The following is a 12687-nucleotide window of genomic DNA, read 5'->3' on the forward strand; positions in this document are numbered from 1 at the left end:
GGATCCGAAGGGGGCCCGAGCGTGACGATACTGGAGAACATCCGGGGACCACGCGACCTGAAGGCGCTGTCCGAGGCGGAACTGGGGGAACTGGCTGAAGAGATCCGGGAGTTCCTGGTGCACGCGGTCGCCAGGACCGGCGGGCACCTGGGACCCAACCTGGGCGTGGTGGAGCTGACCATCGCCCTGCACCGGGTCTTCGAGTCGCCGGCCGACCGCATCCTTTGGGACACCGGCCACCAGAGCTACGTCCACAAACTGCTGACCGGCCGCCAGGACTTCTCCAAGCTGCGCGGCAAGGGCGGCCTGTCCGGCTACCCCTCGCGCGAGGAGTCCGAGCACGACGTCATCGAGAACAGCCACGCCTCCACGGCGCTCGGCTGGGCCGACGGACTCGCCAAGGCCCGCCAGGTGCAGGGGGAGAAGGGCCATGTCGTCGCGGTCATCGGCGACGGGGCCCTCACCGGCGGCATGGCCTGGGAGGCCCTCAACAACATCGCGGCGGCCAAGGACCGTCCGCTGATCATCGTCGTCAACGACAACGAACGCTCCTACGCGCCCACCATCGGCGGCCTCGCCAACCACCTCGCGACCCTGCGCACGACCGACGGCTATGAGCGGGTCCTGGCCTGGGGCAAGGACGTCCTCCAGGGCACGCCCCTGGTCGGCAACACCCTCTACGAGGCCCTGCACGGCGCGAAGAAGGGCTTCAAGGACGCGTTCGCCCCACAAGGCCTCTTCGAGGACCTGGGCCTGAAGTACGTGGGGCCGATCGACGGGCACGACACCGGGGCCGTGGAGTCCGCGCTGCGACGCGCGAAACGCTTCCACGGGCCGGTTCTCGTCCACTGCCTCACGGAGAAGGGCCGCGGCTACGAGCCCGCCCTCGCCCACGAGGAGGACCACTTCCACACCGTCGGCGTGATGGACCCGCTGACCTGCGCCCCGCTCTCGCCGTCGGGCGGCCCCTCCTGGACCTCGGTGTTCGGCGAGGAGATCGTCAGGATCGGCGAGGAGCGGGACGACGTGGTGGCGATCACCGCCGCCATGCTGCACCCGGTCGGACTCGGCGCCTTCGCCGAGCGGTTCCCGGACCGGGTGTGGGACGTGGGCATCGCCGAGCAGCACGCGGCCGTGTCCGCGGCGGGCCTGGCGACGGGCGGGCTGCACCCGGTCGTCGCCGTCTACGCCACCTTCCTCAACCGCGCCTTCGACCAGCTCCTGATGGACGTGGCCCTGCACCGCTGCGGGGTGACCTTCGTGCTCGACCGGGCCGGGGTCACCGGCGTCGACGGTGCCTCCCACAACGGCATGTGGGACATGTCCGTCCTCCAGGTCGTGCCCGGACTGCGCATCGCCGCGCCGCGCGACGCCGACCAGATGCGGGCCCAGCTGCGCGAGGCCGTCGCCGTGGACGACGCGCCGACCCTCGTGCGCTTCCCGAAGGAGTCCGTCGGCCCGTCGATCCCGGCGGTCGACCGGGTGGGCGGGCTGGACGTACTGCACCGTTCCCCCGCGCCGCAGGTCCTCCTGGTGGCCGTCGGTGTGATGGCGCCGGTCTGCCTCCAGGCCGCCGAGCTGCTCGAAGCCCGCGGCATCGGCTGCACCGTCGTCGACCCCCGCTGGGTCAAGCCCGTCGACCCGGCGCTCCCGGGACTCGCCGCCCAGCACCGGCTGGTCGCCGTGGTCGAGGACAACAGCCGGGCGGCCGGGGTCGGTTCGGCCGTGGCGCTCGCCCTGGGCGACGCCGAGGTCGACGTACCGGTCCGGCGGTTCGGCATCCCGGAGCAGTTCCTCGCGCACGCCAAGCGCGGTGAGGTGCTCGCCGACATCGGCCTGACACCCGTCGAGGTCGCCGGACGGATCGGCGCGAGCCTGGCCGTCAAGGATGAGCTGTCCAAGGAGTCACAGGAATGACCACCGCCGAGTCCGCGTCGGAGTCGTCGCAGGCCGGGGAGTTCGACCTCGGCAAGCTGCTGGCCGAGCGCGGAGCCGAGCGCTACGAGCTGCACACCCGGTACCTCAACCATCAGCTCCCGCGCATGCTGCACACCATCGGCTTCGACAAGGTCTACGAGCGCGCCGAGGGCGCCTACTTCTACGACGCGGACGGCAACGACTACCTGGACATGCTCGCGGGGTTCGGGGTGATGGGTCTCGGCCGCCACCACCCCGTGATCCGCAAGACGCTGCACGACGTCCTGGACGCCTCTCTCGCCGATCTCACCCGGTTCGACTGCCAGCCGCTGCCGGGCCTGCTGGCCGAGAAGCTGCTCGCGCACAGCCCGCACCTGGACCGGGTGTTCTTCGGCAACAGCGGCACCGAGGCCGTCGAGGGCGCGCTGAAGTTCGCCCGGTTCGTCACCGGCAGGCCCAGGATCCTCTACTGCGCGCACGCCTTCCACGGGCTGACCACCGGCTCCCTGTCCGTCAACGGCGAATCCGGCTTCCGTGACGGGTTCGCCCCGCTGCTGCCCGACACGGCCGTCCCGCTCGGCGACCTCGACGCACTGGAGAGGGAGCTGAAGAAGGGGGACGTCGCCGCGCTGATCGTCGAGCCGATCCAGGGCAAGGGCGTGCTCACGGGCCCGCCCGGCTGGCTGCGGGCCGCGCAGGAGCTGCTGCACCGGCACAAGGCGCTGCTCATCGCCGACGAGGTGCAGACGGGCCTCGGCCGCACCGGCGACTTCTACGGCTACCAGCACGAGGACGGCGTGGAGCCGGACCTGGTCTGCGTGGCCAAGGCGCTCTCCGGTGGCTATGTGCCCGTCGGCGCCACGATCGGCAAGGACTGGATCTTCAAGAAGGTCTACTCGTCGATGGACCGGGTCCTCGTCCACTCGGCGAGCTTCGGGTCCAACGCGCAGGCCATGGCGGCGGGCCTCGCGGTGCTGGCGGTGATGGAGAACGAGCAGATCGTCGCGAACGTCCGGGCCACGGGTGAGCGGCTCAGGTCCCGGCTCGCGGCGCTGACGGACCGGTACGAGATGCTCGCCGAGGTGCGCGGCCGGGGGTTGATGATCGGCATCGAGTTCGGCCGGCCGCAGTCGCTGAAGCTGCGCAGCCGCTGGACCATGCTCCAGGCGGCACGCAAGGGACTGTTCGCGCAGATGGTCGTGGTGCCGCTGCTGCGCAAGCACCGGATCCTCACCCAGGTCTCCGGCGACCACATGGAGGTGATCAAGCTGATCCCGCCGTTGATCATCGGCGAGCGCGAGGTGGACCGGTTCGTGGACGCCTTCACGGCCGTGATGGACGACGCGCACAACGGCGGACTGATGTGGGATTTCGGCAAGACGCTGGTGAAGCAGGCCGTGGCCAACCGCTGAACCGGGGGCTTTTGCCTAGGAGGCAAGAAATTTGCCGCTGAGGCAAGGCTCCGGCTGAATGGAGGCATGAACTCCTCCGAGGCCGAGCGGCCTCCCGAGACCGAGCGGCTCCCCGATACCGAGCGGCTCCCCGATACCGAGCGGCCCCCCGGGGCCGACTCGTCGGCCGGCCCGGCGGCCGGTGCGCTACCGCCCGTGGTGGCGCCCCAGCTGCGGGCGCTGCGCCGCCAGGCCTCCCTGACACTGGAGGCCGCGGCCCGCTCCGCCGGGCTGTCGCCCGCCCACCTCTCCCGGCTGGAGACCGGGCAGCGCCAGCCCTCGCTGCCGATGCTGCTCGCACTGGCCCGCATCTACGGTACGACCGTCTCCGAACTGCTCGGCGAGACGGTCGCCGAACGGGACGCCGTCATCCGCGCCGCCGACATGGAACCCACCGCGGCGGGCGGCTGGACCTACTGGCAGGCCGGCGCCCCCGGCCGCGGGATGCAGGCCTTGCGGGTCCACGTCCCGCACGGCTCCCAGGGTGACATCGTGCGCGTCCACCCCGGCGAGGAGTGGCTCCATGTGCTGCGCGGCCGATTGCGGCTGCGCCTCGGGGACACCACGCACCGGCTGGCGGCCGGTGACAGCGCCCACTTCGACTCGCTCACCCCGCACCGGATCGCAGCCGAGGACCACGACGGCGTCGACCTGCTCTTCGTCCACACCCTGCTGCAGAGCCCCACGGCCGCCCTGTGCCTCGGCCCGACCCCCGGAGACGTGTCATGAGCAACATGGAGGAGAAGTTCCCCCGGGCCCTGTGGGTGAGGCTGTTCGTCTACCTCATCGCCGGCCACGTCTTCGCCGCTTTCGTGTACCTGCTGTTCGAGGTCGGGGCGAAGTAGCCCCCGTCCGCGGACCTCAGTCGAGGAGCCGCTCGCGCAGCCGCTCCCGGGTCTCCGCGGAGAGCCCCAGCCCCTTCTCCAGGTAGGTGTCGACGCCGCCCCACGTCTCCTCGATGGTGTCGAAGGCCGCCGTCAGGTACTCGGCGCGCGCGTCGAAGAGGGGGCTGAGCAGCTCCATGACCTCGGGGGAGTAGGCCGAGGCGGCGGAGCTGGAGCGGTGCACCTTGTAGCGGCGGTGCTTGGCGTTCGACTTCAGGTAGTCCTCGACGATCGCCTCGCGCTCGACGCCCACGGCGAGCAGCGTCACCGCCACCGACAGCCCGGCGCGGTCCTTGCCCGCCGCGCAGTGCATCAGCGCGGGAACACTGTCCTCGGCGAGCGCGTGCAGCACCCGGGAGTGCTCGTCGGTGCGGTGCTTGATGATCGTGCGGTACGAGGCGATCATGCGGCCCGCGCCCTTGCCGTCCGAAAGGATCTCTCGCAGCTGGTCCAGGTCGCCGTCGCGGACCATCTTCCAGAACTCGGCGCCGTCGGCCGGGTCGCTCAGCGGCAGGTTCACGTTGCGCACGCCCGGCAGCTCGACGTCCGGCCCCTCCAGCTTCTGGTCGGCCGCGTTGCGGAAGTCGAAGATCGTGTGCAGGCCCAGAGTCGTCAGGAAGGCGGCGTCCTCCCCGGTCGCGTGGGCGAGGTGGCCACTGCGGAACAGCACGCCCTGGCGCACCCGCCGCCCGTCCACGGTCGGAAGTCCGCCCACATCACGGAAGTTGCGCACTCCGGCCAGCTCGGGCTCGGTCGACGGGACCTGCTGTGTCACGAGGGCTCCTCCCCTTCGGCGCCGCCGGCGCGGCTCGTCGACGGGCGTCTCTCGACGATACGACATGCCTGCCTGGGGCAATGAGTTGTCCACAGGCGTTGCCCGGAAGCCCCACGGCCGCCCATGATGTTGCCGCCTGGTCGCACCTGGTCGGGCTTGTTCGAATATGTGAGGGCATGATGCTGGACATCTCCGAAGACGGTCGTACATGGGTCCTCTCCGGGCCGGCCAGCAGCTATGCCGTCCATGTCACGGGCCGGGACGAGCTGCTGCATGTGCACTGGGGCCCCCGTATCGGCCTGGCCGACGCCGAGGCCCTCACCGTCCGGCCGCTGCCGGACTACTGGCCCTTCGAGTCCCCGCTCGACGGACGCGAGGAGTACCCGGTCGAAGGCGGCCCCCGCTTCGTCCGCCCCGCCCTGTCCGTACGCACGGCTGAGCGGCGCGGCACCGAGTGGGCCTACGAGGGACACGACGCCGAGGACGGCGAGCTGCGGCTCCGGTTCCGCGACGGCGACCTCGCCGTCACCCTGCACTACCGGATGCGCCCCTCGGCGGACGTCGTCGAGCGCTGGGTGACCCTGGACAACCAGGGGCCGGCCGTCGAGCTGCTGCGCGCCGACTCCGCCACCTGGACCCTGCCCGACCGCGACCACTGGCGTCTGTCCCAGCTGCACGGCCGCTGGGGCGCCGAGTCCCGGCTGACCCGCTCCGCCCTCACCCACGGCGAGAAGGTCATCGGCAGCCGCCGCGGCCACACCTCCCACCAGCACCTGCCCTGGGTCGCCCTCGACACCGACGCCACCGAGGAGCGCGGCGAGGTCTACAGCTGCGCCCTGGGCTGGTCCGGGTCCTGGCGCATCGCCGTGGCCCAGCTCCCGGACGCGCGGGTGCAGATCACCGGCGGCGCCGGCTACGACGACTCCGGCCTGCTGATGCTCGGCACCGGGGAGTCGTACACGACCCCCGTCTTCGCCGGACTCTGGTGCGACGGCGGGTTCGGCGGGGCGAGTCGGGCCTGGCACGCCTACCAGCGGGCGTACGTGATCCCGGACGCCGACCGGGACCGGCCGGTGCTGTTCAACTCCTGGGAGGCCACCGAGTTCGACATCTCCGAGGAGCAGCAGCGGGAGCTCGCCGCGCGGGCCGCCGCCATGGGTGTCGAGCTGTTCGTCGTCGACGACGGCTGGTTCGGTGCGCGCACCAGCGACCGGGCCGGGCTCGGCGACTGGACCCCGAACCCCGACCGCTTCCCGGGCGGACTGAAGCCGCTCGCCGACCATGTGCACGGCCTCGGCATGCAGTTCGGGATCTGGGTGGAGCCCGAGATGGTCAACCCGGACAGCGACCTGTACCGCGCGCACCCGGACTGGGTGCAGTACCAATCAGGACGACAGCGGACGGAGTTCCGCAACCAGCTGGTCCTCAACCTCGCCCGTGAGGACGTCCGGGAGTATCTGTGGGAGCAGCTCGACGGGCTTCTCTCCAGTGCTCCGATCGACTACGTGAAGTGGGACTTCAACCGCTGCTTCACCGACGCCGGCTGGCCGGACGACACCTACCCGCAGCGGCTGTGGGTCGACCACGTGCACGGCCTGTACGCCCTGCTGGACCGGCTGCGGACCGCCCACCCGGGGGTGGCCTTCGAGTCCTGCTCGGGCGGCGGCGGGCGGATCGACCTCGGGGTGCTGAGCCGCACGGACCAGGTGTGGACCTCCGACAACACCGACCCCCTCGACCGGCTCGCCATCCAGCACGGCTTCAGCCAGCTCCATCCGGCCCGGGTCATGGCCGCCTGGGTCACCGACAGCCCGAACGCCATGCTCAACCACCGGGCCAGCTCGCTGCGGTTCCGGTTCGTCAGTGCCATGGCCGGGGTGCTCGGGGTCGGCGGCGACCTCACGAAGTGGACGCCGGAGGAGCTCGCCGAGGCGGCGGAGTGGGTGGGGCTCTACAAGAAGATCCGGCCCGTGGTGCAGCGCGGCGACCAGTACCGGCTGCGGCCTCCGGAGGGTGGGCTGAGCGCCGTGCAGTACGTCCTCGGCGAGGAGGTCGTCGTCTTCGCCTGGCTCCAGGCGCAGCGCTACGGCGAGCCCGTTCCGGCGCTCCGGTTGCACGGCCTCGAACCGACGGAAGCGTATGAATGCCCCGAAACGGGAGAAGTTCACCGAGGGGCCGTACTGCTTCATCACGGGCTGCGGGTCGGCTTGCGCGGGGATCTGGACGCCGCCATCGTCCGCCTTAAGCGGAAGTAGCCATTCTGTCCGAATAGGCACTTTTAGCCGCTTCGGGATAACGTGCCCCGATCGCGCAGGAGATGGGGTCGGGGTGCGTGACCATCGTCATATTCGTGACGATATGCTGTCGCCATGTTCACGTAATCCCCGCAATTTCCTAGGCTATTGAACCGTCCGGGAGATCGGTAATCCACGCTCGGTGACGGCGGATGTGGCGACGCGTCAAGGAAAACACCGTCACGGGCAACCGCAAGCTTGTCCTATTGCGTCGTGGTCGCTTACGTTCCACACCAATCCGGACGGACGCCTAATCCTGCCGCCGCCCGGAGCCCGCACACACTGACCCGAAGCACGGCAGGAGCGGGGGACCCACAGGTAAGACGCCTGTTCCGGTTCCCGGAACGGCTTGGGGTTCAGCCGCGCCACGGCACGGCCGGGCATCTCCAGCCCGCACCCGACAGCTCACCTCGCAGGCGACGGAGAGGAATTCGCCATGCCCGCGAAGGGTAAGCACCGCCGCCCCAAGACCCAGCGTTTCACCCGCTCCATAGCCGTCGCCGGAACCGGTGGGGCCGCGCTCGCCCTGCCGCTCATGGGGGCCGCCGGCGCTCACGCCGCCACCCCGCAGTCGGCTCCGGAAAAGGCCGTCCAGTCCGCTCCGGCCACCGCGCACAAGGCCGCCGAAAAGGCCGACGGTGTCCGCACGTACACCGTGAGGGCCGGCGACTACCTCGCGAAGATCGCCGACGAGCAGCACGTCAGCGGCGGCTGGAAGAAGCTCTACGCGGACAACCGGGACGCCGTCGGCTCCGACCCGTCGCTGATCCACCCGGGCCTGAAGCTGTCGATCGGCAAGAAGGCGGCGAGTGCCCCGAAGGCCTCGGCCCCGTCCACGCCGAAGGCCTCGGCCCCGAAGCCGTCCGCCGCCGATGCGGCCCCGAAGACGGAGACCGCCGCGAAGCCGGCCGCCGCCGAGAGCAACGCCGGCGGCTTCACCCTCCCGGTGACCGGTGCCACCATCGGCACCCCGTACCACATGTCCGGCAGCATGTGGTCCAGCGGCTACCACACCGGTGTCGACTTCGTCGTTCCGACCGGCACCTCCCTCAAGGCCGTCGGCGCGGGCACGGTCGTCTCCGCCGGCTGGGGCGGCGCGTACGGCAACCAGGTCGTCATCAAGCTCGACGACGGCTACTACGCCCAGTACGCCCACCTGTCCCAGCTCTCCGTCTCGGCCGGCCAGACCGTGACCGCGGGGCAGCAGGTCGGCCTCTCGGGCGCGACCGGCAACGTGACCGGACCGCACCTGCACTTCGAGATCCGCACCACGCCGGACTACGGCTCGGACGTGGACCCGGTCGCCTTCCTGCGCTCGCACGGCGTCTCCGTCGGCTGACCCACCGCACGACCACCTGCCTGACACGCGACCGAAGGCCGGACCCCGATCCCCGGGTCCGGCCTTCGGTGTGTGCGATACGCCCTCGCTCGCCCCAAGGGATCGACAGGCGGCGGCAGTTGGTACACAGTGATCACGGCCGGAGTGCAAGCGCTTTCCAGAGCCTTCCCGGCGGATCCCGAGGAGTTGTGTCACCGTGCCGACCACCCGCAGAGCGTTCGGAACCCTGGCCGCCGGAGCCGCCCTGGGAGCCCTCGCCCCCACGGCCACCGCGCACGCCGCGTCCCCGCACCGCCGTCTCATCGCACACGACGACTTCCGCCACGGCCTCGGGCGATGGGCGACCGAACTCCAGGACGGCGGCACCGTCGCCGCCTCACGCGGCACACTGGAGATCGACGTGCCCAGCGGTGCGACCGTGTGGTTCAGGCAGCGGCTCGAAGGGCCCTACGTGCTCGAGTACACCGCCACTCCCATATCCGAGGGCGGCGCCAACGACCGGGTCTCGGACCTCAACAACTTCTGGAACGCGACCGACGTCCGCTCCCCGGGCGACCTCTTCGCCACACCGCGCGGCGGAGCCCTCGACGAGTACGACCACCTCACGACGTATTACGCGGGCTACGGCGCCAACTACAACACCACGACCCGGCTGCGCCGCTACGTCGGCGAACCCGGCGTCCGCCCCCTGGTCTTCGACTACACCGAACCGCTGCTGGTGCCGAACGAGCCCAACCGGGTGCGGATCGTGTCCGACGGTTCCACGGTCCGATGGTGGAACAACGGACGGCTCGTCTTCGACCACACCGATCCGCAGCCCTACACCGGCGGCCACTTCGCCTTCCGGACCGTCTGGAGCCATTTCCGGATCAACGGGTTCCGGGTCTGGCGGCTCACCCCGAAACATCCCTGACAAGCGGGGTATTCCGGAGTTGGCGAACACTTTAGGAGTGGCTTATCTCACCGCCCGTCAACCCTTTCCTACGGTCGCGTAGGTCACATTCGAAGGTGAATCATGGACCGCTGTGGCAGACGATTCGAAGAGTGACAGCAAAGCAGTGATCGGGTCGTACGTGGCGGTGGGGGACAGCTTCACCGAGGGCGTCGGCGACCCCGGCCCCGACGGGGCGTTCGTCGGCTGGGCCGACCGGTTCGCCGTCCTGCTCGCCGACCGCAGGCCCGAGGGCGACTTCCAGTACACCAATCTCGCCGTACGCGGAAAGCTCCTCGACCAGATCGTGGCGGACCAGGTTCCGCGGGCCGTCGGCATGGCCCCGGACCTCGTCTCGTTCTGCGCCGGGGGCAACGACATCATCCGGCCCGGCACCGACCCGGACGAGGTGGCCGAGCGCTTCGAGCGGGCTCTGGCCCAACTCACCGCCGTGTCCGGCACGGTGATGGTGACGACCGGTTTCGACACCCGAGGCGTGCCCGTGCTCAAGCATCTGCGCGGCAAGATCGCCACGTACAACGGGCACGTCCGGGCCATCGCCGACCGGTACGGATGCCCGGTGCTCGACCTGTGGTCCCTGCGCAGCGTGCAGGACCGCCGGGCCTGGGACGCCGACCGGTTGCACCTGTCGCCCGAGGGGCACACGCGCGTGGCGCTGCGCGCGGGCCAGGTGCTCGGCCTCGACGTGCCGGCCGACCCCGAGCAGGCGTGGCCTCCGCTGCCCCCGCGCGGCGCTTTCGACATGCGGCGTGACAACGTCGCCTGGGCGCGGGAGTTCCTGGTGCCGTGGATCGGGCGCCGGCTGCGCGGGGAGTCCTCGGGCGACCACGTGACGGCCAAGGGGGCGCTGTCACCGGACGACATCAGGATGCGGATCGCCTCGGTGGCGTGAGTGCGGCTCCTGCACGTGCGGGCCGTTCCGGGCGGGGCCCCGGCGCGACCCGCACGCACAGGAGCCGTGGCTGCTGGTGTGGGTCTTCCGGCTCTGCGCCGCTCGCAGAGCCGGTGCCGGTGAGCCCGTGCCCCCGGAGTGATCCGAAAAGCACCGACTAAGGCGTCGGCGGCTCTGCGGGCAGGCCCAACTCGCGGGTCAGGGCCTCCTCCACCCACTCCTGGGCCCGTACGCGCGGTACCGCACCGGCGTAGGAGGTCAGCTGGACGGCGAGGCCGTCGAGGAGGGCGGTCAGACGCAGGGCCGTGCCGGCCGGGTCGGGGCAGCGGAACTCACCGGCGGCCACGCCCTCCGCGATGACCTCGGCCAGGGCCGCCTTCCATTGCCGGTCGAGATCCTGGGCCACCTCTCGCAGCGCCGGGTCGCGCAGCGCCACCGCCCAGCCCTCGATCCACAGCCGCCAGCCCTTGGCCTGCCCGGTCGGGGCGTACCACCGCACGGCCGACCGCAGCCGGCGCAGCGCCGGCGAACGACGGCCGAGCAGCTTGCGCAGATGCGTCAGGTCGGCCTCCGCCGCATGCCGGAACGCGGCGGCGACCAACTGCTCCTTCGAAGAGAAGTGGTAGAGGACCAGCGCGTTGCTCACGCCGAGCGCCGAGGCCACGTCGGCGATCCGGACCGCCGCCACGCCCCTCGACTCGATCTGCTCGATGGCGGCCCGCAACAGATCTCCGCGCCGCTGAGCCACACTCAACCGGACTCTCGTCACGCCGTCACCCTACCCACGGCCGGGCAGCCTCTCGACGGAGCGTTTCGGCCTGCCCGGCAGGGCCGCGACGGCGGCCGTCGAGGAGGTGGCGGGTGTCTCGCCGGGAGTCGGCCCGGTCGGGCCGGGGCGGGCACCTCACAGCACCTCACCTCACCGGTACCAGCCGAACCGCTCCGCGATCAGCGGCAGCCGGTCGGCCGCGATCGCGTGTGCGGCGGACCGCGGAGTCGTCCCGTCGGCCTGCGCGCGGGCCAGCGTCCGCTCGACCAGCGTCCGCATGGAGCGGCGGATGTATGCGAGCGCCTCCTCGGCGTCGGCGCCGATGTCCCCGAACAGCGTCCACCACCACCAGGCGTTCGTGCCCGAGTTCACCACGACGTCCGGCAGCACGGTCACTCCGCGCGCGGCCAGCAGCAGCTCAGCCTCCGGACGTACGGGCATGTTGGCCGCCTCCACGACCCAGCGGGCGCTGATCCGCTCCTGGTTCCCGGGGTCGATCGCGTACGACACGGCGGCCGGAACCAGTACGTCCGCGTCGGCCGCCAGCCAGGCGTCGCCCGGCAGTTCGCGGTCGCCGGGTCGCAACGCCGAACGGTCCACCGTGCCGTGGGCGTCCCGGGCCGCGAGCAGCGCCTCGACGTCCAGGCCCCCCGGATCGGCGATCGTGCCCTTGAGGTCGGCGACGGCCACGACCGTCAGCCCGGCGCGCGCGAGGAAACGCGCGGTGGCCCCGCCCATGGTGCCGAAGCCCTGGAGGGCGACCCGGGTCCCGGTGGTCGGCACACCCGCTCGGTCCAGGGCGGCCAGGGTCGCCTCGGCCACACCGCAGCCGCCGGCCAGCTCGTCCAGACCGATGCCGTCGACCTCGACCGCGAACGCGTCCCGGAGCCGCCGCCGGGCCTCGGCCTCGTCGTCGAGCAGGGGGTACACGGCCTGGATCGAGGACACCAGCCCCGCCTCGGCCGCCGCCCGGTCGACCAGGTCCTGGGTGAGTCCCAGGTCCTCGCCCGTCGTCCAGCAGCTCTCTATGTACGGCCGCATCGCGCGCAGGTACCGCACCAGCAGCGGGTACGCCCCGGGGTCCCTGGGGTCGCAGTCGATGCCGCCCTTGGCGCCGCCGAGCGGGACGTAGCGGCTGCCGGGGTCGTAGTGCAGCGCCTCCTTCATGGTCATGCCGCGAGCCAGGCCGGTGACCTCTTCCAGGGTGCAGCCGGCCCGCATCCGCAGACCGCCGCTGGCGACGCCGCGCACCAGCCGGTCGACGACCAGAAAGCCCTGATGGCCGGTGACGTGGTCGGTCCAGGTGAGGGACAGCAGGGGGGCGGCCATGCGGGCTCCTTCGCCGGGTTACTGAATCACCGGTCAGTATGGCGTTCGGAGGGACACCTGCGCCCCACTGTTGTCGGAGGGGCCG

General features: G+C 71.3%; 11 protein-coding genes and 1 riboswitch. Of the genes, 8 read left to right on the forward strand and 3 right to left on the reverse strand.

Going from position 1 to position 12687, the window contains the following annotated elements:
* Positions 1-21 precede the first annotated feature (21 nt).
* The 4 genes from dxs (at position 22) to AB0B29_RS12835 (ending at position 4213) form a co-directional block, all read left to right on the forward strand.
* Positions 22-1917, forward strand: a complete 1896-nt coding sequence (gene dxs / locus AB0B29_RS12820) for a 1-deoxy-D-xylulose-5-phosphate synthase (RefSeq protein WP_362237818.1) — start codon at positions 22-24, stop codon at positions 1915-1917.
* Positions 1914-3329 carry an aspartate aminotransferase family protein gene (locus AB0B29_RS12825; RefSeq protein ID WP_362237820.1) on the forward strand — a complete coding sequence of 472 codons (1416 nt, stop codon included), beginning with the start codon at positions 1914-1916 and terminating at the stop codon, positions 3327-3329. The genes dxs and AB0B29_RS12825 overlap by 4 nt, the downstream gene beginning before the upstream one ends.
* Before the next feature lie 66 nt (positions 3330-3395).
* A complete protein-coding gene (locus tag AB0B29_RS12830; protein ID WP_362237823.1) occupies positions 3396-4097 on the forward strand; it encodes a helix-turn-helix domain-containing protein in 702 nt (233 codons plus the stop codon).
* On the forward strand, positions 4094-4213 hold the full coding sequence (locus tag AB0B29_RS12835) for a DUF6126 family protein (protein ID WP_344465409.1): 120 nt from the start codon (positions 4094-4096) through the stop codon (positions 4211-4213). The genes AB0B29_RS12830 and AB0B29_RS12835 overlap by 4 nt, the downstream gene beginning before the upstream one ends.
* 16 nt (positions 4214-4229) lie before the next feature.
* Here the strand turns inward: AB0B29_RS12835 and AB0B29_RS12840 are convergent, their stop codons facing one another.
* Positions 4230-5027: a tyrosine-protein phosphatase gene (locus AB0B29_RS12840; RefSeq protein ID WP_351634966.1), complete on the reverse strand. Its 798-nt coding sequence runs from the start codon at positions 5025-5027 to the stop codon at positions 4230-4232.
* Between the two features lie 179 nt (positions 5028-5206).
* On the opposite strand from AB0B29_RS12840, the gene AB0B29_RS12845 reads away from it, so the two are divergent.
* The 4 genes from AB0B29_RS12845 to AB0B29_RS12860 all read left to right on the forward strand — a co-directional run bounded on the left by AB0B29_RS12845 (position 5207) and on the right by AB0B29_RS12860 (position 10504).
* Positions 5207-7282 (forward strand): alpha-galactosidase, encoded by a 2076-nt coding sequence (locus AB0B29_RS12845; RefSeq protein ID WP_362238682.1) that lies wholly within the window; start codon positions 5207-5209, stop codon positions 7280-7282.
* Between the two features lie 316 nt (positions 7283-7598).
* Positions 7599-7753, forward strand: a riboswitch (cyclic di-AMP (ydaO/yuaA leader).
* Between the two features lie 4 nt (positions 7754-7757).
* A complete protein-coding gene (locus tag AB0B29_RS12850) occupies positions 7758-8660 on the forward strand; it encodes a M23 family metallopeptidase (protein WP_362237827.1) in 903 nt (300 codons plus the stop codon).
* A 196-nt stretch (positions 8661-8856) separates the two neighbouring features.
* Positions 8857-9573 (forward strand): DUF6250 domain-containing protein, encoded by a 717-nt coding sequence (locus AB0B29_RS12855; RefSeq protein ID WP_362237830.1) that lies wholly within the window; start codon positions 8857-8859, stop codon positions 9571-9573.
* A 145-nt stretch (positions 9574-9718) separates the two neighbouring features.
* Positions 9719-10504: an SGNH/GDSL hydrolase family protein gene (locus AB0B29_RS12860; protein WP_362238684.1), complete on the forward strand. Its 786-nt coding sequence runs from the start codon at positions 9719-9721 to the stop codon at positions 10502-10504.
* A gap of 157 nt (positions 10505-10661) precedes the next feature.
* Here AB0B29_RS12860 and AB0B29_RS12865 read toward each other — a convergent pair whose 3' ends face one another.
* Complete coding sequence (locus tag AB0B29_RS12865) at positions 10662-11273, reverse strand: TetR/AcrR family transcriptional regulator (RefSeq protein ID WP_362237833.1); 612 nt, start codon at positions 11271-11273, stop codon at positions 10662-10664.
* Between the two features lie 150 nt (positions 11274-11423).
* Complete coding sequence (locus tag AB0B29_RS12870; protein WP_362237836.1) at positions 11424-12602, reverse strand: glutamate dehydrogenase; 1179 nt, start codon at positions 12600-12602, stop codon at positions 11424-11426.
* Positions 12603-12687 lie beyond the last annotated feature (85 nt).

This window comes from Streptomyces tibetensis (assembly GCF_040647715.1).
In the GTDB taxonomy this organism is placed as follows: Bacteria; Actinomycetota; Actinomycetes; order Streptomycetales; family Streptomycetaceae; genus Streptomyces; species Streptomyces tibetensis_A.

Coding starts and splice junctions, on each gene's coding strand:
- AB0B29_RS12825 (WP_362237820.1), top strand. CDS start 1,914: ATGACCACCGCCGAGTCCGCGTCGGAGTCGTCGCAGGCCGGGGAGTTC.
- AB0B29_RS12830 (WP_362237823.1), top strand. CDS start 3,396: ATGAACTCCTCCGAGGCCGAGCGGCCTCCCGAGACCGAGCGGCTCCCC.
- AB0B29_RS12835 (WP_344465409.1), top strand. CDS start 4,094: ATGAGCAACATGGAGGAGAAGTTCCCCCGGGCCCTGTGGGTGAGGCTG.
- AB0B29_RS12845 (WP_362238682.1), top strand. CDS start 5,207: ATGCTGGACATCTCCGAAGACGGTCGTACATGGGTCCTCTCCGGGCCG.
- AB0B29_RS12850 (WP_362237827.1), top strand. CDS start 7,758: ATGCCCGCGAAGGGTAAGCACCGCCGCCCCAAGACCCAGCGTTTCACC.
- AB0B29_RS12870 (WP_362237836.1), bottom strand. CDS start 12,602: ATGGCCGCCCCCCTGCTGTCCCTCACCTGGACCGACCACGTCACCGGC.